Source organism: Bacillus cereus group sp. N6, assembly GCF_016483705.1.
Lineage (GTDB): Bacteria > Bacillota > Bacilli > Bacillales > Bacillaceae_G > Bacillus_A > Bacillus_A wiedmannii.
On record NZ_JAEHBI010000043.1, the window covers coordinates 1 to 18,267 of the forward strand.

An 18,267-nucleotide genomic window follows, 5' to 3' on the forward strand; every position below is an offset into this window, starting at 1 on the left:
TTCCGCAGTAGCTCAGTGGTAGAGCTATCGGCTGTTAACCGATCGGTCGTAGGTTCGAGTCCTACCTGCGGAGCCATGGCCCGTTGGTCAAGTGGTTAAGACACCGCCCTTTCACGGCGGTAACACGGGTTCGAATCCCGTACGGGTCATAAAAAAAAGAGTCAGCAATATGCTGACTCTTTTTTTATTTTGTGGAATCCTCCTTTATCAACTGATTTTCCTGAAATAAATAAAGGGATTTAGGAAAAGCTATGGTATGTATAAAAAGGAGGAGACAAAAATGACACGAGTGAGAGACTTTATGAGTACTGATGTTGTACATTGTACACCGCTAGACAATGTATATGAGGCTGCTGTAAAGATGAAAGAAGAATCGATTGGATTGATTCCGGTTGTTGAAAATGAGCAAGTTGTTGGTCTTGTTACGGATCGAGATTTAGTTGTTCGAGGGATTGCTGAGAAACATCCTGGATCTAATAAAATTACAAATGTAATGACAACAAACATTGTTTCAGTTTCTCCAGATGAACCTATTGAAAAGGCTACAGAGTTAATGGCACAGTATCAAATTAGACGATTGCCAGTAGTTGAGAGTGGTCAACTCGTTGGGATGTTAGCACTAGGAGATTTAGCTATAAAAGAATCGGCAGATGATCAAGCGGGATTTGCTTTAAGTGAAATATCAGAGCATACGGAATGAAGTGAGACTTTAATTAGTGGAATAAGTTACGTATAAAAATCAGATACATTATTCTAGTATATAGGGTTAAGCTAATATGTTAGCATGATGTATCTGAGCCATTATATAATAAGTATACAGTTAGTAATTTCAACAGTTTATTTAAATTTGTCATTCCTAATTTTAAATAAGAGAAAAAATGATATACTGATAGATATAAGTATTATGATAGATTTCGAATATAACAATATTTATTGTTAATGATGTAATAATGGATTAATATTTCCTATGTAGACAAAAGGGAAGGGGAATTATATGAGGGCTATACAGCGCGATCCAAATTGGAATTTGGTTACAGATACATATATAGAACCAAATAATTTCGCTGAATTATTTTCTTTACTTGTACCTTGTCATCCGAAAGGTGAAGGGAAAGAAAGAACTATATTAGTGTGGAAAGAAAAAGAATTTTATAAAGAAGAAAATTTAGCGGCATTTATCGTATATGGAATGGATAAAGCAAAAAATTTACCACAGTTTCATAAAGATGAAATTCCAACTTTATTACGTATTCTTCGTTTATGCCAAGAGATTGGCTGGTATGAAGAAGCAAATACTTTTATGGTAACTCAAGGCCTAGCTGAGTTTGTTCACACTTCATTGGAATATGAAACGTGGGATCTTTTGACACAAGCGGTTGCTTTAAACTATTTAATTATTAAATATCGTATTGGTGAATTAACTGATGAGGATGTAGCAATTTGGGATAGAGTTAAATTTAATGAGAAATGTATAACGGACTGTAAACATTTATTATCCCATAAAGAAGTATTAGAATTTACATTCTTTTATATGTGTAAGAGAGCTAAATCTCTATCAAAAGAGCAATTAAATAGTGATATGATGAGTCTAGCAATGTATTGTAATACTTTTGTATATGACTTATATACACATGACTTATTACGAAAATATCGTAAGTGTACAGACTTCCTATCATACTATGGACCTAGTCAAGCGGTGTTAGCTTGTCAAAGAGCTGTACTTTCTCAAATTTCAGATCGATTAGACCCACTCAAGACTACTCATGTAGATGATTATTTATATGTAATGAAAGATATGATGGAGCACATGACGATAGGAATAATGGATCGATATGATCATTTCATCGGAAAACTATTATCATATGTGCCATTTTTCGAAATGATTCAAGTTCCACAACATGCGTATTATTGTGAAGAATTATTGTATATTTGTAAGGGCATTGAATATAAAGAAGAAATATTACGCAATTATATATTTATACAATTACATGATTGTTTACCATCATTCTTTAAACTATTTCTTAAAAATAAGCGTTATGCAACAATTCATGATATTCTGTTCTATTGGTGTGATGATGAACAAAGAATGAGCTTAGAGAAAAAATATAATCTTAGCTTTATTTATGAAAAATATGCTTGCGGATAAAGAGCATTTTCTATATAAATTAAAAAGGATCTCAAGTTTATGTGAGATCCTTTTTTTATTAGTAAAGCAAGGAGAACGCAATTAAGACGAGAAATAACATTCCATAAAGGAGAAATTGTGCCGTATTACTTCCTTGTATACCAAAAAAAGTATTTATTTTTGTGTATAAATTCAATATATATTTTATCGGATTATCTTTGAAAGATCGGTACACAGTGTCTCCTCTTTCTAAGCTTCTTGTTCGTGTTTTTTGGTATTAGGGACATGAATGTATCTAGCTATGAATAATAAAACAGCCATAAAGAATACAGGAAATACGGTAGATAAATAAAAACCATTACTAATAATATTTGTTATTAGGGCACTTAATAGAAAGATGGCATTATATATATGAGCAATTTTTTGTTTTAGTTGTACTTGAAAGGATTCCATCATAATTTCTAAAGTAACAAAAGCAATGATAATAGATAAAAATACAGTGTTTGTATTGTAAATGATTAAACAACAGATTAAACCTAAAAAGGCGAAGTATTCAATTAAGAGAGGTATATTGATATTGCGTTGCATACAATTTACCTAACTAAATATGGCAGTGGGTTTACTGCATTTGTTTTTTCAAAATTCCATTCTCCATTGTGTAATTCAAAATGAAGATGTTGCCCGTATGAATGACCTGTGTTTCCCATATGACCTACTAATTGTCCAGCTTGTACTTGATCACCAGCTTGTACAGTGCGATCTTTCATGTGTGCATAGACTGTTGTATATAATTTCCCGTTTATTTGATGGGCGATGAACACAACATTGCCATAGCTAGCTGAATAATATGATTTCACAACTTTACCTGCAGCTGCCGCCTGGATTGAGACATTACCTTGAGCCGCAATATCTATACCATAATGCATTTGTTCCCAACGTATATCAAAGGTTGAGCTAATTCTTCCTTGAGTAGGGAATTTGAAAACTGCTGGAATGGAAGTAGGTTGAGCCGTTTGAGCTTGTGATTGCATTTGATTTTGCACCACATAATGTTTTGCCACGTATCCGTATCCTGTGCCAAAACGAATTTTATACCAAGTTCCTACAGTTTCCACTACTTGTATTTGTGTACCATTTTGTAATGAACCAAGTAGTGCACCACTTGTACTAGCGTTGCCACGTACATTAAGTTTAGGTGTTGCAACTGTGTATTTCGTATTAGTTTGAACTGTGATGCCTTTTACTAAAGGCTGTGAACCATTAGATACGAATGCTTTTTGTACGTAACCTGTTTTGCCATTATGTAAAATTTTATACCACTCGCCTTGTTCTTCTTGAATGGTAACGAATTTCCCATTTGGTAATACATCTAAAATTGAAGATTCTAAATTAGGTTCAGAACGAACGTTTAATGCATTGGCATTAACGATGTATTGATTATTAGATTGAAGTTTGTTTTTTAGTAGAATAGCATCTTTTTGTACGTAACCTACTTTATTATTAACAGATACTTTATACCAGCCATTAGTTGTTTCAAGTATGTTTACCTTCGTATTAAAGCGAATTGTATCAATTGATGAGCTATTTGCGTTATCTTTTGTATGTAAGGCTACTTGATCGACTTTGACATATCCAGTTTTCACATTAGATAATTGTTCAGCGTTGGCTGTTTGTACATTTGTTTCTCCCATAGAAGGAAGTAAAGAGGCAATTGCGACAGTAGTTGCTGTTAAAGCAGTAGCTTTCATATTCATATAATAGAGACCTCCTCTAGTTGTATAGTTGTAATTTTATTATAGTATAAAGATATAATATAGTGGGTGTATTCACATAAATGTAATATGAAATCAATATAAAAATAAATTTTTTGAGGATAATGATTCCTTTTTATCCAATTAATTAGGATAATAATTTCTAAGATAGAATATAAGTATTATATAGTTTTGTTATTTTGTTGACAATTGGGAAAATTAAAACAGTTGATGATGTCTTATTACGATGTTATACTGACAGTGTTAATTTCATAGTTTGCTAGGAGAGCTGGTGTTGCCAGCTGAGAGTAGGCCGTAAGCCTTTGATCCTTTTCATTACCTGATCTAGATTATGCTAGCGTAGGGAAGCAATTCGGACACTAATAATGAGTCCCCGTTTCTTTGCGTATAGAAACGGGGCTTTTTTGTTTGAAAATTTCATATTGAAACCACTAGGGGTGCTTGTTGTGCTGAGAGAGGAATAATCCTTAACCCTTACAGACCTGATCTAGGTAATACTAGCGAAGGGAAGTGGAACAACGAATAAATTATAATTTTATTTGCTGTAACCACTTCTTATTTAGAAGTGGTTTTTTATTTAGATATATAAATTGAAAGGGGATAGAGAAATGAAATTTTGCGATAGATTATTAGAAACTGTACAACCAGTTTGGGAGATGAGTCATAATCACCCGTTTGTAGTAGGTATGGGAGATGGCACGTTAGAAAAAGATAAGTTTCAGTATTATATTATTCAAGATTATTTATATTTGTTAGATTATGCAAAGCTATATGCGATTGGTGTTGTAAAAGCAACGAATCCACAAGTAATGGGGAAATTTGCTGAACAAATTGATGGCATATTAAATGGAGAAATGACGATCCATAAACAATATGCAAAAAGACTTGGTATTTCTATAGAGGAGATAGAATCTGCAAAACCATCTGCTAAAAATTTAGCCTATACAAATTACATGATGTCTGTATCTCAAAATGGCACACTTGCGGAATTAATAGCAGCACTTCTTCCATGTATGTGGAGTTACTGGGAAATTGGAAAGCGTTTAAACGATATTCCTGGAGCAAGAGATCATGAGTTCTTTGGTGAGTGGATTCAAGGATATAGTTCAGAAGAATACGGTAGCCTTTGTATTTGGTTAATAGATTTATTAAATGAAATGGCAGTTGGAAAGTCTGACAAAGAGTTAGATCGATTAGAGGAGATATTCCTATATTCCAGTCGATTTGAATATTTATTCTGGGATATGTCCTATCGTAAGGAGATGTGGGGATTTGAGGAGCAAGAACATACTACAGTTTCATAATGTTTCTTTTCATTATGATGAGAAAACAATCATCAATGAATTAAATGCTTCTATACAAGATAAAGAGTTTGTAAGTATTATCGGACCGAGTGGATGCGGGAAAAGTACTTTATTTCGCCTTATTACAGGTTTAGAAGAGGTGAGTACTGGACAGATAGAGCTGACAGAAACAAAGAGCCATCCTGTAGGCTATATGCCCCAAAAAGATATGCTCCTGCCATGGAGAACGATTATTGAGAATGCTGCCCTGCCGCTAGAGTGCCAAGGTGTACAGAAGAAAGAAGCGCAAATAAAGGCAAAGGAACTGTTACATAAATTTGGTTTACAAGGGTATGAGACAAAATATCCGAAAGATTTATCTGGTGGTATGAGGCAACGCGTATCTTTCATTCGAACTTTATTAACAGGCGGGGAGATATTGTTGTTAGATGAACCGTTTAGCGCGTTGGACGCTTTAACGAAGGCATCTTTGCAAGAATGGTTGTTTGAACAATGGAAAGAGTGGGAAAAAACAATTTTATTTATCACTCATGATGTGGAAGAAGCGTTGTTTCTTTCTAATCGAATTTTAGTAGTAGAGCAGCAACCGATAACTACTTTAACCGAGAGGGTTGTACCACTTGATCGTAATCGAACAAGAAAAGATTTATATAAGCCTGAAGTGTTAGCGCTTAAAGATGAGCTTCTTAGTATGTTACAAAGGCAGGTACTCGTATGATGAACCGGTTGAAGGAGCTATTACCTGCCCTTACACTTACTAGTATTTTACTTGCCTTTTGGGAAGTAGGCGCAAGAATCATAGACGAAATGTACATTTTACCGTCACCGTCTGCAATTGTGATGAAGATATGGAAACTAAAAGATATATTATTTACGGTTCATTTGCCGGCAACCTTATCCGTCGTTTTAATAGGGGTGGCTATTTCTATCGTACTTGGGGTAGGGCTAGCGATGTTAATGAATGCGAGTAATTGGATGGAGAGAGCATTTTATCCACTATTAGTTGCCTCACAAACGATTCCGATTACAGCGCTTGCTCCGCTCTTCGTTTTATGGTTTGGATATACGATTTGGAGTAAGGTTGTTGTTACTGTTTTAATTACGTTTTTCCCAATTGCGGTCAATACGTATGATGGACTACGCAGTACGAAAAAAGAATGGGAGGAGCTATTAGTTACGTATGGGGCAACGAAAAAAGATGTTTTTCTTAAATTAAAATTGCCGTCTGCTCTTCCTTATTTTTTCTCAGCTTTAAAAATTGCAGTTCCGCTTAGTGTAATTGGGGCAGCAATTGGTGAATGGCTCGGTGCACAAGCTGGGCTAGGGTATTTCAGTAAAAGAATGATGACGCAGTTAGACGGCGCAGGTGTATTTGCACCCATTGTATTGTTATCATTATTAGCTATTTTCTTCGTCATACTTATTTCGATTTTAGAAAAGAAATTTATTAGTTGGAGGAAGCATGCATGAAATTTTTAAAACGCATCTTTGTGTTGACATTATTAGTTGCAATGATTACTGGATGTTCTAGTAATTCAGCGTCAGATAAGGGGAAAAAGGAAAAAGAAATAACGGTCATGCTTGATTGGTACCCAAATGCGGTACATAGCTTTATTTATGCAGCAATTGAAAAAGGCTATTTTAAAGAAGAAGGAGTAAAGGTGAATATAAAATTCCCTTCTAATCCGACTGATCCATTAACTTTAGCAGCTGCAGGAAAAGTAACGGTTGGCTTATATTATCAGCCAGATGTTGTCATGGCAAAAGCAAATGAACAAATTCCAGTGAAATCAATTGGAGCTGTCGTACGTTCACCATTAAATCATGTTGTATCGCTGAAATCAGCAGGCATTCAATCGCCAAAAGATTTAGAGGGGAAAACAGTTGGCTATTCTGGAACACCTTTAAGTGAGATGTATTTAAAAACGATGGTAAAAGAAGCTGGTGGTAATCCAGATACAGTGAAAGTAGTCGATGTTGGCTTTGATTTAGTACCGGCATTAATTACGAAAAAAGTGGATGCGGTAACAGGGGCATACATTAACCATGAAGTACCTGTTATGCGTCATGAAGGTCATGAACCAGCGTACTTTAACCCAGCAGATTACGGTGTACCGAATTACCATGAGCTTGTATTTGTAACAGGTGATAAAACGTTGAAAAAAGATAAAGAAGCGTTACAAGCCTTCTTACGTGGTACGAAAAAAGGCTATGATTTCATGAAGAAAAATCCAGATGAAGCATTAAATATTTTATTAAACCATCAAGAAAAAGAAAACTTCCCGCTTGTACCAGAAGTTGAAAAAGAGAGCATGAAAATTTTATTAGAGAAGATGGAAACGAAAGATGAGCCATTCTTATCGGATTCAAAAGAGTCATGGGAGAAACAAAATAAATGGCTGAAAGATAAAGGAATGACGAAAAAAATCGTTCCGGCCGATGAGTTATTCGAAAATATTTTAAAGTAGGCGAATGAATATGAAAAATGAGCTTCATGTAATCTCAAATGGTCACATGTCATTCGAAGAGTTAGTGAATGTAGCGATGCAAATTGAAAGTGAGGTTGACTATTTGCATATTCGTGAGCGTGAGAAAAGTACGAAGGATTTGTATGAAGGTGTGGAAAGTCTTTTGAAGAAAGGCTTTCCGGCATCAAAAATAGTGATAAATGATCGAATTGATATCGCTATTTTATTAAACATTCCACGCGTGCAGCTCGGATATCGAAGCGCAAATGTAAGGTCAGTGAAAGAAAAGTTTTCTTATTTGCATGTCGGCTATTCTGTACATTCTTTAGAAGAGGCGATCGATGCATTTAAGAATGGAGCGGATTCACTCGTCTATGGTCATGTATTTCCGACAGATTGTAAAAAAGGTGTACCAGCGAGAGGGCTTGAAGAGCTTTCAGACATTGCAAAGTGTTTATCCATACCGATTACAGCAATTGGAGGAATCACCACGGAAAACACTAGGGATGTTCTTGCTAACGGTGTCAGTGGTATTGCTGTTATGTCTGGGATTATAAGTAGTAGTAACCCGTATAGCAAAGCGAAATCTTATAAGGAATCAATAAGAAAGTGGGCGGAAAAACATGTGTAAGAAGTATGATGTAGCAATAATTGGCGGTGGTGTAATTGGTAGTTCAGTTGCACACTTTCTAGCAGAAAGAGGGCATAAAGTAGCGATTATAGAGAAGCAAAGAATCGCATCTGAAGCTTCGAAAGCAGCTGCTGGTTTACTCGGGGTTCAGGCAGAATGGGATGCATATGACCCGTTATTTGAACTTGCTAGAGAAAGCCGTGCTATATTTCCACAACTTGCAGCAGTTTTACGTGAAAAAACAGGCATCGATATTGGGTATGAAGAGAAAGGCATTTATCGCATTGCCCAAAATGAAGATGAGAAGGAAAGAATTCTTCACATTATGGATTGGCAGCAGAAAACAGGTGAAGATTCTTATTTTCTAACGGGAGACCTTTTACGAGAGAAAGAGTCGTTTCTATCGGAGTCAATTATAGGTGCTGTATATTATCCAAAAGACGGTCATGTTATTGCACCGGAGCTTACGAAAGCATTCGCACATTCCGCATCATTCTCGGGTGCTGATATATATGAACAGACAGAAGTGTTCGATATTCGTATTGAAAATAATAAAGTGACTGGGATTGTTACAAGCGAAGGTATTATCGCGTGCGAGAAGGTTGTGATTGCGGGTGGTTCATGGAGCACGAAGTTACTAGGTTATTTTCACCGCGAATGGGGTACATATCCAGTTAAAGGAGAAGTAGTAGCGGTAAGAAGTAGAAAACCACTTTTAAAGGCGCCTATTTTCCAAGAAAGATTTTACATTGCCCCAAAGCGTGGTGGACGTTACGTAATTGGAGCAACGATGAAGCCTCATACGTTTAATAAAACAGTGCAACCAGAAAGTATTACTTCTATATTAGAGCGTGCTTATACAATATTGCCAGCTTTAAAAGAAGCAGAGTGGGAAAGCACATGGGCAGGATTAAGGCCACAATCAAATCACGAAGCTCCTTATATGGGAGAGCATGAAGAAATAAAAGGTTTATATGCTTGTACTGGACATTATCGAAATGGCATTTTATTAAGCCCGGTTTCTGGTCAGTATATAGCTGATTTAATAGAAGGAAAGCAGGAGAATCATTTGCTAGATTCATTGCTTTCTAAACCGGTTTAGAAAGGGGATGGAAGTTTGAATTTAAAAATTAATGGTAATCAAATGAAAGTGCCAGAGAGTGTAAAAACAGTAGCTGAGCTACTTACACATTTAGAATTAGATAACAGAATTGTAGTAGTAGAGCGTAATAAAGATATTTTACAAAAAGATGATCATGCAGATACATCTGTTTTTGATGGAGACCAAATTGAGATTGTAACTTTCGTAGGAGGCGGTTGATTATGTTAAACATTGGACCATTTTCATTTCATTCTAGACTTTTATTAGGAACAGGAAAATTCCCTGATTTTGATGTACAGCAAAAGGCAATCGATGTATCTGAGGCTGAGGTTTTAACGTTCGCAGTACGTCGTATGGATATATTTGATGCAAAGCAGCCTAATTTATTAGAGAAACTTGATGTGAAAAAATATAAGTTATTACCGAATACAGCTGGAGCAAAAAATGCTGAAGAAGCTGTTCGTATTGCAAAACTAGCAAAAGCTTCGGGGCTTTGCGATATGATTAAAGTGGAAGTTATTGGTGATGATAGAACGTTATTACCTGATCCAGTAGAAACGTTAAAGGCATCTGAAATGTTACTAGAAGAAGGATTTATCGTTCTTCCGTATACATCTGATGATGTTGTATTAGCACGTAAATTACAAGAACTAGGTGTGCATGCAATTATGCCAGGAGCATCACCAATTGGTTCAGGACTTGGTATTGTAAATCCGTTAAATTTAAGCTTCATTATTGAACAAGCGACAGTACCAGTTATCGTTGACGCTGGTATTGGTAGCCCAGCCGATGCGGCATTTGCGATGGAATTAGGAGCGGATGGTGTGTTATTAAATACTGCTGTATCGGGAGCAAAAGATCCAATAAAAATGGCACAAGCAATGAAGTTAAGTATTGAAGCAGGACGATTAGGATTTGAAGCAGGTCGTATTGCACGTAAACGTTGTGCAACAGCAAGTAGTCCTTTAGAAGGAATGAGCGTAGTTGAATAATCGATATTCTCGCCAAGAATTATTTTCTCCAATTGGAGAAGAGGGGCAACGAAAGATAAGAGAAAAGCATGTACTCATTATCGGTGCAGGTGCATTAGGTAGTGCAAATGCAGAGATGTTTGTAAGAGCAGGTGTTGGCACAGTAACGATTGTTGACCGAGATTATGTCGATTGGAGTAATTTACAAAGGCAACAATTGTACGCAGAGAGTGATGTAGAAAATAATCTTCCGAAGGCTGTAGCGGCAAAAAAACGTCTAGCAGAGATCAATCGTGAAGTAAGAGTAGAGGCTCTCGTTCAAGATGTAACAGCTGAGGAATTAGAAGAGCTTGTTACAAACGTAGATGTAATGATTGATGCAACTGATAATTTCGAAACACGTTTTATTGTGAATGATATAGCGCAAAAACATTCTATTCCATGGATTTACGGAGCATGTGTAGGGAGTTACGGCCTTTCTTACACAATTCTTCCTAGTAAAACGCCATGTTTATCTTGTTTATTACAATCGATTCCGCTTGGCGGGGCGACATGTGATACAGCGGGCATTATATCACCTGCTGTATCTCTCGTCGTTTCTCATCAAGTAACGGAAGCTCTTAAATTGTTAGTGGAAGATTATGAATCACTTCGAGATGGACTTGTGTCGTTTGATGTGTGGAAGAATGAATATTCATGTATGAATGTGCAAAAGCTTCGTAAGCATAATTGTCTTTCGTGCGGAGAGAATGCGATATACCCGTATTTAAATAAAGAAAACACATCGAAAACAGCAGTTTTATGCGGGAGAAATACAGTTCAAATTAGACCACCTCATAAAGAGGAAATGGATTTTGAACGATACAAAGAGCTGCTGAATGATCGTGTGCATGATTTAAATGTAAATCCATATTTATTATCATTTTCTGTGGAAGAAAAGAGATTAGTTGCTTTTAAAGATGGTCGTGTACTTGTACATGGAACGAAAGATATAAGCGAAGCAAAAACAATTTATCATCGCTATTTTGGATAGAAAAGGATGAGTGGGATGAAAGTAAATAAAGCTTTAACAATTGCAGGATCTGATAGTGGTGGCGGTGCCGGCATTCAAGCAGATTTAAAAACATTCCAAGAGCTTGGTGTGTATGGGATGACGGCTATTACGGCAATTACTGCTCAAAACACGCTTGGCGTTCAAGGGGTATATCCAGTTTCGTTAGAAGGTATTACGGAACAGTTGAATTCAATTGGTACGGATTTAACACCAGATGCTGTGAAACTAGGAATGTTATTTAGCAGTGAAATTATTCAAATTGTAGCAGAACATATTAATAAATTTGGCTGGAATAATATTGTACTAGATCCTGTTATGATTGCTAAGGGCGGTGCATCATTATTACAACAAGAAGCAGTACAAGCATTAAAAGAATATTTATTACCAGTAGCAACTGTTGTAACACCGAATGTTCCTGAAGCAGAAGTGTTAACTGGAATGGAGATTCATAATATTGAAGATAGTAAGGAAGCTGCGAAAGTACTGCATGAATTGGGTGCAAAATATGTGCTTATGAAGGGCGGACATGCAGAGTATCAAGGTAATGAAGTAGTTGATTTACTCTTTAATGGTGAGCAGTTTATCGAATTTAAAAGTGAAAGAATTCCTTCAAAGCAAACGCATGGAAGCGGGTGTACATTTGCTTCAGCGGTTACAGCAGGGCTTGCTAAAGGATACTCAATTGAAGAGGCAGTTCAAGAAGCAAAACAATTTATTAGTATAGCAATTGAAGAGCCGCTGCATATTGGAAGTGGTCATGGACCGACGAATCATTTTGCATATAAAGTGAATAAAACGCGTGTATAAGTAAGTGGAAAGTCAGTTTTGTAACTGGCTTTTTTTCTGTTTACTTTTTCAAAATACAGGAGTAATATATCAGCCAGAATATATTTTTTGTAATACGCTGAGTCCAATTATATGGAGCGGAGGAGCCAATTTGTGCAGTGTCACTAGGGGTGAATCTTTCAGTTTTGAAAGTAGGGCTACTCTCAAAGTCCGAATCCGACAGCTAACTTCGTAAGCGTCTTGAGAGAGGACGGTGCCATGATGGATACATCACTTCATCGATCTGATTAGTATAGGGGAATATCAATCTATGTTTGAGTTCTTTTATGCTAAGGAGGATGAGGTATATGGAATTAACACTTATTTGTGTTGGGGAAGAAAGCAAGGTAAATAGTTTAAGAGATTTAGTAGCATTTCAACATGAGTTAATTATTTTTACAGCAAATGAAGAGATAGCTGCTGAAGTTAGGAATTGTGGGTTTGATTGGACTTATAGCTGTAGTAAGGCACAAGATTTTACTAGTATTTGTGAGTGTATTAAGAAGGTGATTTTACTAGGGGATGAGCTTCCAATCATTAGTTTCTTCACAGAACACATTCGCTTTTCTTTTCAAGCACCTATTACTGTTGTTACAAAGAATAAACGATATCCAACGAGGCTCTATGAAACAATTGGAGCTACATTTGTCGTGTTTACGAATTGTGATAATATTTCTTTTTTATTTTTTGAATAGGGCGGGGGAAAAAGATGAAGGTGTTGTTACTAGGAGATATAGCGAATCGTTGGGCGGTATCAGTAGAACGAGTTCAAGAATTGGTGGTGCTTGATCCCATTTTTCCGAGGCCCTATATCATATTGCCATCGAAAGATGCTTTATATTTAAAAACAGATGTTATCGAATATGAGCAGCTACATGCAGAATTGTCACAAGTTTATATTCGTGGGAGAAATTTGCGCGCGTTTTTGCGTGGAGAATAAATAGTGAAAAAAAAGAGCGAATGCTAAGTGCAACAAGCTATGCACTTCATGTCATTCGCTCTTTTTGTTTCGTATTTAAAAGATCATTTCTGTGAAAAAGAAAGAAAAGGCGAGAAAACAGATGAAATAATATTAATAACACTCAATGTAAGCGTTTAAATAGATGGATATTTTCTTATTTTAAGTAATTTGACTCTTTACAAGTTAAATATAGAGGAGTATATTTACTCTCATAAATCATTCGTAAAATTTCCAAAAAAACCTAAAATCGCTGAGTTCCAGAAATGGAGCGGGGGAACCAATTTTGTGCATCGTCACTTGGGGTGAATCTTTCAGTTTTGAAAGTAGGGCTACTCTTTAGGCCCGAATCCGACAGCTAACCTCGTAAGCGTTTAGAGAGGAGGTTTACTTTGTGTTGTTCATTTCGAACACTAAGTAGAGCTTAGTGTTCTTTTTTTAATAATTTAATGGTAAATTTTTACAGCAGGGAGAGGGGTAGCTATGTTAGATGTTGTAATGATCGGGATTTTTGTTGTGTTAGTCGCATCGATGGTAAGTCTTGCAAGTTGGTCAGATAAAGTTGTGAAAGAAGGGAAGCAATCATGACGGTTGCCTTATCGGTTATTGTTGCAGCAATTACTGTGTACTTAGTGTATGCATTATTAAATCCAGAAAAGTTTTAATTAGGGGGAATCATTCATTATGATTTGGGTCGCAGTTGTTATTACAATGCTGTTGTTTATTCTTGTGGCAAAGCCAATGGGGATTTATTTAGAGAAAGCCTTTCAAGGTAGTAAAAAGTTAGATAAAGTATTCGGGCCTTTTGAAAAACTTATTTTTAAAATTACGGGTGTAAAAGAATACAATCAAACGTGGAAACAGTACGCATTGTCATTAGTTTTATTAAATGGATTTATGATTGTTGTCGTATATTTCATTTTCAGACTACAAGGAGTATTGCCATTAAATCCAGCGCATATTGAAGGGATGGAGCCTACGCTTGCTTTTAATACAGCAATTAGTTTTATGGCTGATACAAACTTACAGCATTATAGCGGTGAAAATGGTTTATCTTATTTATCACAATTAATCGGAATTACATTTTTAATGTTTGCAGCACCAGCAACGACTTTAGCACTTGTAATGGCGTTTATAAGAGGGCTTGCTGGGAAGGAACTCGGTAACTTTTTCGTTGATTTTACGAGAGCTTTAACGAGAGTATTTCTTCCTATTGCGTTTGTTGCAGCGCTAATCTTTGTCGCACTTGGTGTACCACAAACGTTAGACGGGGCAGTTACAGCACAAACAATTGATGGGGCAAAGCAAAGTATATTACGTGGGCCTGTTGCATCATTCGTGTCCATTAAGGAACTCGGAAATAACGGCGGTGGATTTTTCGGAGCAAACTCTACACATCCTTTCGAAAATCCAGGGCAAATGAGTAATATTTTACAAATGATGCTTATGATGTTATTGCCAACAGCACTTCCATTTACGTACGGACGAATGGTAGGAAATAAAAAACAAGGTCGTATCCTTTTCGTATCACTATTCATGGTGTTTTTACTAGGATTTATAACGATTACTACATCTGAATTACATGGGAATCCAGCGTTAAATGGAATGGGCATCGAACATGTACAAGGGAGTACAGAAGGAAAAGAAGTACGATTTGGAACAGTATTTTCTTCCCTATACGCAACAGTGACGACAGCTGCTGAAACAGGAGCCGTTAATACGATGCATGATACGTTAACACCAATTGGCGGGTTAGTACCACTCGTAAATATGATGTTAAACACAGTGTACGGCGGCGTTGGGGCAGGTTTTGTGAACATTATTATGTATGCGATTATCGCAGTCTTTATATCTGGATTGATGGTTGGACGGACACCAGAGTTTTTAGGTAAGAAAATTGAAGGTAAGGAAATGAAATTAATTGCGGTAACGATACTATTTCATCCACTGCTTATTTTAGGGTTTTCAGCATTAGCTCTTTCAACAAGTTTAGGAACGGATGCCATTTCTCATTCTGGTTTCCACGGTTTAACGCAAGTGGTATATGAATACACATCGTCAGCTGCGAATAACGGATCTGGATTTGAAGGGTTAGCGGATAATACACCGTTTTGGAATATTACAACTGGCTTAGTTATGTTTTTAGGGCGCTATTTCAGTTTAATTACGATGCTAGCTGTTGCAGCTTCATTGAAAGAAAAGACGGTAGTACCAGAAACAGTCGGAACGTTCCGTACGGATAATAGTTTATTTGGCGGCATTTTCATCGGAACAATTGTAATTGTCGGTGCATTAACATTCTTCCCGATGTTAGTACTCGGCCCAATTGCAGAATTTCTTACATTGAAGTAATGGAGGGTAAATGATGAGACCGGTAGTAGTAAAAGAAAAGAGAGTAAATGAGTCACAAATACATGCTGTAGAAGATGAAGTTAGACAAGCGAAAACGATGGATCGTGATATCGTGAAACATGCGATGAAACAATCCTTTGCGAAATTGAATCCGAAAGTCATGATAAAGAATCCGATTATGTTTGTTGTAGAAATTGGATTTATCATTACGTTCATTTTATCGTTTCTTCCAAGTCGTTCTAGTAGTGTACCAGGATGGTTTAATATAACAGTTTCTCTCATTCTATTATTTACAGTTTTATTTGCTAACTTTGCAGAAGCGTTAGCGGAAGGACGGGGGAAAGCTCAAGCCGATTCTTTAAAACAGTCGAAGAAAGATGTGTTTGCAAATGTTGTAAAAGAAAATGGAGACATTGTTCAAGTTTCAGCAACTGATCTAAGAAAAGATGATGTTGTTATTGTAAAACAAGGAGAAATGATTCCGAGTGATGGGGAAGTAATTAAAGGATTAGCGTCTGTTGATGAATCTGCGATTACAGGGGAATCAGCTCCTGTAATAAAAGAAGCGGGCGGCGATTTTTGTTCCGTAACAGGCGGGACGATGGTCGTCAGTGATGAGATTACAATTGTCATTACGAGTAATCCTGGTGAATCATTTATTGATAAAATGATTTCGTTAGTAGAAGGAGCTGCTCGTCAAAAAACGCCGAATGAGATTGCTTTAAATACAGTATTAACAAGTTTAACGCTTATTTTCTTAATTGTTGTTGTGACGTTGCCGATTTTTACAAACTATTTAGGGTTTCAAATTGATACAGCTGTACTTGTAGCGTTGTTAGTTTGTTTAATTCCAACGACAATTGGTGGTTTATTATCAGCAATTGGTATTGCCGGGATGGATCGCGTGACAAAGTTCAATGTGTTAGCGATGTCGGGTAAAGCAGTAGAAGCTGCGGGTGATATTAATACAATCATTTTAGATAAAACAGGTACGATTACTTTCGGGAACCGAATGGCTCATACATTGCTTCCTGTAGGAAATGAAACGATTGAGCAAGTAGGAAAATGGGCTGCGATTAGTTCAGTTTTAGATGAAACACCAGAAGGTCGATCAGTTATAGAATATGTAAAAATGAAATCTATATCATATAATCGAGAAATTGCAGAACAAGGTGAGTTTGTTCCGTTTAAAGCAGAAACGAGAATGAGTGGTGTCGATTTACAGGACGGAACGAAAGTGAGAAAAGGTGCTGTAGGTAGCGTAATTGAATGGGTTAGGTCACAAGGTGGAACGATTCCGAAAGATGTAAATCAAAAAGCAGATTCCATTTCCAAAGAGGGCGGGACACCACTTGTAGTTGCAGTGGATAATCGTATTTACGGTTTAATTTATTTAAAGGATACAGTAAAGCCAGGTATGCGTGAGCGTTTTGAGCAATTGCGCCAAATGGGGATTAAGACGGTTATGTGTACAGGTGATAACCCGTTAACAGCAGCAACGATTGCAAAAGAAGCAGGGGTAGATGAGTTTGTTGCTGAGTGTAAGCCAGAAGATAAAATTGCGGTTATTAAAGCAGAGCAAGATAAAGGGAAACTTGTAGCGATGACGGGTGATGGTACAAATGATGCGCCGGCATTAGCGCAGGCTGACGTTGGATTAGCGATGAATAGTGGTACGACAGCTGCGAAAGAAGCAGCGAATATGATTGATTTAGATTCGAACCCGACAAAAATTATTGAGGTTGTAGGGATTGGTAAGCAATTGTTAATGACGCGTGGTGCGTTAACGACGTTTAGTATTGCGAATGATATCGCAAAATATTTTGCAATCATTCCAGCAATGTTTACACTTGCGATTCCGCAAATGGAAGCATTAAACATTATGAAACTAACATCACCACTGTCAGCGATTTTATCAGCATTAATATTTAATGCAGTTATTATTCCATTACTCATTCCATTAGCGATGAAAGGTATCGCATATAAACCGATGAGTTCGAATGCACTACTTAGCCGAAACCTACTTATTTATGGACTTGGCGGGGTTATTGTACCGTTCATTGGAATTAAAGTAATTGATATAATTGTCGGCTTGTTCATATAAGGGAGAGGGGAAAAAGATGGTGAAGAAACAAAGTATACTATCACCGATTGTCCGTATTACTTTTACATTTTTAGTGTTGTGCGGCCTTGTATACCCGCTTATTGTAACTGGTATTGCACAAGCGGTAATGAAGGATAATGCGGATGGAAGTCTAATATATAATGATAAAAATGAAGTGATTGGTTCTAAATTAATCGGTCAAAATTTCACAGATCCACGTTATTTTCATGGGCGTGTTTCTAGTATTGAATATAAGGCAGAAGCATCTGGTTCAAATAACTATGCACCGTCTAATCCAGATTTAGAGAAACGAGTAGAGAAAAGTATTGAAGAGTGGAAGAAACAAAATCGGGCTGTTCCGGTAACAGAAGTGCCGATTGATCTAGTGACGAATTCAGGTTCAGGGCTAGATCCTGATATTAGTCCGCAGGCAGCTTCTGTGCAGGTGGATCGTATCTCTAAATTAACGAATATTCCGAAAGAAAAGCTAAATCAGTTGATTAAAAATCAAACAGAAGGTGCTGCACTTGGCTTATTTGGAGAGAACCGCGTAAACGTTTTAAAGTTAAATTTAGAATTGCAGAAACTACTGAAATAGTAA

21 protein-coding genes, 2 tRNA genes and 4 riboswitches are annotated in these 18,267 nt (G+C 36.7%); of the genes, 21 read left to right on the top strand and 2 right to left on the bottom strand.

Annotation, left to right across the window (positions count from 1 at the left end):
- Position 1: 1 nt before the first annotated feature.
- The 4 genes from JDS99_RS23435 to JDS99_RS23450 all read left to right on the top strand — a co-directional run bounded on the left by JDS99_RS23435 (position 2) and on the right by JDS99_RS23450 (position 2,146).
- A tRNA-Asn gene (locus tag JDS99_RS23435) sits at positions 2-76 on the top strand.
- Between the two features lies 1 nt (position 77).
- A tRNA-Glu gene (locus JDS99_RS23440) sits at positions 78-149 on the top strand.
- Between the two features lie 131 nt (positions 150-280).
- Entirely contained in the window at positions 281-700 is a 420-nt protein-coding gene (locus JDS99_RS23445) for a CBS domain-containing protein (protein ID WP_087985846.1), read from the top strand.
- Positions 701-994: 294 nt separating this feature from the next.
- The gene (locus JDS99_RS23450; RefSeq protein WP_088061960.1) at positions 995-2,146 is read left to right on the top strand and encodes a DUF3965 domain-containing protein; all 1,152 of its coding nucleotides are present in this window, start codon (positions 995-997) and stop codon (positions 2,144-2,146) included.
- Between the two features lie 228 nt (positions 2,147-2,374).
- Here the strand turns inward: JDS99_RS23450 and JDS99_RS23455 are convergent, their stop codons facing one another.
- Both JDS99_RS23455 and JDS99_RS23460 read right to left on the bottom strand, forming a co-directional pair.
- Positions 2,375-2,713: a hypothetical protein gene (locus JDS99_RS23455; protein WP_088061961.1), complete on the bottom strand. Its 339-nt coding sequence runs from the start codon at positions 2,711-2,713 to the stop codon at positions 2,375-2,377.
- Positions 2,714-2,718: 5 nt separating this feature from the next.
- Positions 2,719-3,879 carry an SH3 domain-containing protein gene (locus JDS99_RS23460; RefSeq protein ID WP_088061963.1) on the bottom strand — a complete coding sequence of 387 codons (1,161 nt, stop codon included), beginning with the start codon at positions 3,877-3,879 and terminating at the stop codon, positions 2,719-2,721.
- Positions 3,880-4,148: 269 nt separating this feature from the next.
- A riboswitch (TPP riboswitch) is annotated at positions 4,149-4,260 on the top strand.
- Between the two features lie 60 nt (positions 4,261-4,320).
- Positions 4,321-4,423: riboswitch (TPP riboswitch) on the top strand.
- Between the two features lie 82 nt (positions 4,424-4,505).
- On the opposite strand from JDS99_RS23460, the gene tenA reads away from it, so the two are divergent.
- From tenA to kdpC, 17 genes are all read left to right on the top strand, one after another.
- A complete protein-coding gene (gene tenA, locus JDS99_RS23465) occupies positions 4,506-5,201 on the top strand; it encodes a thiaminase II (RefSeq protein ID WP_000666832.1) in 696 nt (231 codons plus the stop codon).
- Complete coding sequence (locus JDS99_RS23470) at positions 5,170-5,919, top strand: ABC transporter ATP-binding protein (RefSeq protein WP_088061965.1); 750 nt, start codon at positions 5,170-5,172, stop codon at positions 5,917-5,919. The genes tenA and JDS99_RS23470 overlap by 32 nt, the downstream gene beginning before the upstream one ends.
- Positions 5,919-6,671: an ABC transporter permease gene (locus JDS99_RS23475; protein WP_199695813.1), complete on the top strand. Its 753-nt coding sequence runs from the start codon at positions 5,919-5,921 to the stop codon at positions 6,669-6,671. The genes JDS99_RS23470 and JDS99_RS23475 overlap by 1 nt, the downstream gene beginning before the upstream one ends.
- Positions 6,668-7,669 carry an ABC transporter substrate-binding protein gene (locus JDS99_RS23480; protein WP_088608404.1) on the top strand — a complete coding sequence of 334 codons (1,002 nt, stop codon included), beginning with the start codon at positions 6,668-6,670 and terminating at the stop codon, positions 7,667-7,669. Before JDS99_RS23475 ends, JDS99_RS23480 begins: the two co-directional genes overlap by 4 nt.
- Positions 7,670-7,679: 10 nt before the next feature.
- Positions 7,680-8,300: a thiazole tautomerase TenI gene (gene tenI, locus JDS99_RS23485; protein ID WP_000787186.1), complete on the top strand. Its 621-nt coding sequence runs from the start codon at positions 7,680-7,682 to the stop codon at positions 8,298-8,300.
- The gene (gene thiO, locus JDS99_RS23490; RefSeq protein ID WP_000335169.1) at positions 8,293-9,402 is read left to right on the top strand and encodes a glycine oxidase ThiO; all 1,110 of its coding nucleotides are present in this window, start codon (positions 8,293-8,295) and stop codon (positions 9,400-9,402) included. The genes tenI and thiO overlap by 8 nt, the downstream gene beginning before the upstream one ends.
- Before the next feature lie 15 nt (positions 9,403-9,417).
- Positions 9,418-9,621 (top strand): sulfur carrier protein ThiS, encoded by a 204-nt coding sequence (gene thiS, locus JDS99_RS23495; protein WP_001049513.1) that lies wholly within the window; start codon positions 9,418-9,420, stop codon positions 9,619-9,621.
- 2 nt (positions 9,622-9,623) lie between these two features.
- Complete coding sequence (gene thiG, locus JDS99_RS23500; RefSeq protein ID WP_000931990.1) at positions 9,624-10,394, top strand: thiazole synthase; 771 nt, start codon at positions 9,624-9,626, stop codon at positions 10,392-10,394.
- Positions 10,387-11,406, top strand: coding sequence for a thiazole biosynthesis adenylyltransferase ThiF (gene thiF, locus JDS99_RS23505; protein WP_001065458.1), 1,020 nt, complete (start codon positions 10,387-10,389; stop codon positions 11,404-11,406). The genes thiG and thiF overlap by 8 nt, the downstream gene beginning before the upstream one ends.
- Before the next feature lie 6 nt (positions 11,407-11,412).
- On the top strand, positions 11,413-12,234 hold the full coding sequence (gene thiD / locus JDS99_RS23510) for a bifunctional hydroxymethylpyrimidine kinase/phosphomethylpyrimidine kinase (RefSeq protein ID WP_002006945.1): 822 nt from the start codon (positions 11,413-11,415) through the stop codon (positions 12,232-12,234).
- Positions 12,235-12,319: 85 nt separating this feature from the next.
- A riboswitch (cyclic di-AMP (ydaO/yuaA leader) is annotated at positions 12,320-12,467 on the top strand.
- Positions 12,468-12,560: 93 nt separating this feature from the next.
- Positions 12,561-12,947 carry a hypothetical protein gene (locus JDS99_RS23515; protein ID WP_000424084.1) on the top strand — a complete coding sequence of 129 codons (387 nt, stop codon included), beginning with the start codon at positions 12,561-12,563 and terminating at the stop codon, positions 12,945-12,947.
- Positions 12,948-12,961: 14 nt separating this feature from the next.
- Positions 12,962-13,192: a hypothetical protein gene (locus JDS99_RS23520; protein ID WP_000866315.1), complete on the top strand. Its 231-nt coding sequence runs from the start codon at positions 12,962-12,964 to the stop codon at positions 13,190-13,192.
- Positions 13,193-13,451: 259 nt separating this feature from the next.
- Positions 13,452-13,597: riboswitch (cyclic di-AMP (ydaO/yuaA leader) on the top strand.
- 96 nt (positions 13,598-13,693) lie between these two features.
- Complete coding sequence (locus JDS99_RS23525) at positions 13,694-13,798, top strand: SipW-dependent-type signal peptide-containing protein (RefSeq protein ID WP_000887892.1); 105 nt, start codon at positions 13,694-13,696, stop codon at positions 13,796-13,798.
- On the top strand, positions 13,795-13,875 hold the full coding sequence (kdpF, locus tag JDS99_RS23530) for a K(+)-transporting ATPase subunit F (RefSeq protein ID WP_000214976.1): 81 nt from the start codon (positions 13,795-13,797) through the stop codon (positions 13,873-13,875). Before JDS99_RS23525 ends, kdpF begins: the two co-directional genes overlap by 4 nt.
- Positions 13,876-13,894: 19 nt before the next feature.
- Complete coding sequence (kdpA, locus tag JDS99_RS23535) at positions 13,895-15,562, top strand: potassium-transporting ATPase subunit KdpA (protein ID WP_088061982.1); 1,668 nt, start codon at positions 13,895-13,897, stop codon at positions 15,560-15,562.
- 13 nt (positions 15,563-15,575) lie between these two features.
- The gene (kdpB, locus tag JDS99_RS23540) at positions 15,576-17,666 is read left to right on the top strand and encodes a potassium-transporting ATPase subunit KdpB (RefSeq protein WP_141555594.1); all 2,091 of its coding nucleotides are present in this window, start codon (positions 15,576-15,578) and stop codon (positions 17,664-17,666) included.
- Positions 17,667-17,682: 16 nt separating this feature from the next.
- Positions 17,683-18,264, top strand: a complete 582-nt coding sequence (gene kdpC / locus JDS99_RS23545) for a K(+)-transporting ATPase subunit C (RefSeq protein ID WP_088608406.1) — start codon at positions 17,683-17,685, stop codon at positions 18,262-18,264.
- Positions 18,265-18,267: the final 3 nt, after the last annotated feature.

Bases quoted from the DNA above. Each gene is read 5' to 3' on its own strand.
- JDS99_RS23455 (WP_088061961.1), bottom strand. From the start codon at position 2,713: ATGCAACGCAATATCAATATACCTCTCTTAATTGAATACTTCGCCTTT.
- JDS99_RS23445 (WP_087985846.1), top strand. From the start codon at position 281: ATGACACGAGTGAGAGACTTTATGAGTACTGATGTTGTACATTGTACA.
- JDS99_RS23515 (WP_000424084.1), top strand. From the start codon at position 12,561: ATGGAATTAACACTTATTTGTGTTGGGGAAGAAAGCAAGGTAAATAGT.
- JDS99_RS23480 (WP_088608404.1), top strand. From the start codon at position 6,668: ATGAAATTTTTAAAACGCATCTTTGTGTTGACATTATTAGTTGCAATG.
- thiD (WP_002006945.1), top strand. From the start codon at position 11,413: ATGAGTGGGATGAAAGTAAATAAAGCTTTAACAATTGCAGGATCTGAT.
- tenA (WP_000666832.1), top strand. From the start codon at position 4,506: ATGAAATTTTGCGATAGATTATTAGAAACTGTACAACCAGTTTGGGAG.
- JDS99_RS23520 (WP_000866315.1), top strand. From the start codon at position 12,962: ATGAAGGTGTTGTTACTAGGAGATATAGCGAATCGTTGGGCGGTATCA.
- kdpF (WP_000214976.1), top strand. From the start codon at position 13,795: ATGACGGTTGCCTTATCGGTTATTGTTGCAGCAATTACTGTGTACTTA.
- JDS99_RS23460 (WP_088061963.1), bottom strand. From the start codon at position 3,879: ATGAATATGAAAGCTACTGCTTTAACAGCAACTACTGTCGCAATTGCC.
- kdpB (WP_141555594.1), top strand. From the start codon at position 15,576: ATGAGACCGGTAGTAGTAAAAGAAAAGAGAGTAAATGAGTCACAAATA.
- thiO (WP_000335169.1), top strand. From the start codon at position 8,293: ATGTGTAAGAAGTATGATGTAGCAATAATTGGCGGTGGTGTAATTGGT.
- JDS99_RS23450 (WP_088061960.1), top strand. From the start codon at position 995: ATGAGGGCTATACAGCGCGATCCAAATTGGAATTTGGTTACAGATACA.
- tenI (WP_000787186.1), top strand. From the start codon at position 7,680: ATGAAAAATGAGCTTCATGTAATCTCAAATGGTCACATGTCATTCGAA.
- JDS99_RS23475 (WP_199695813.1), top strand. From the start codon at position 5,919: ATGAACCGGTTGAAGGAGCTATTACCTGCCCTTACACTTACTAGTATT.
- kdpA (WP_088061982.1), top strand. From the start codon at position 13,895: ATGATTTGGGTCGCAGTTGTTATTACAATGCTGTTGTTTATTCTTGTG.
- kdpC (WP_088608406.1), top strand. From the start codon at position 17,683: ATGGTGAAGAAACAAAGTATACTATCACCGATTGTCCGTATTACTTTT.
- JDS99_RS23525 (WP_000887892.1), top strand. From the start codon at position 13,694: ATGTTAGATGTTGTAATGATCGGGATTTTTGTTGTGTTAGTCGCATCG.
- thiG (WP_000931990.1), top strand. From the start codon at position 9,624: ATGTTAAACATTGGACCATTTTCATTTCATTCTAGACTTTTATTAGGA.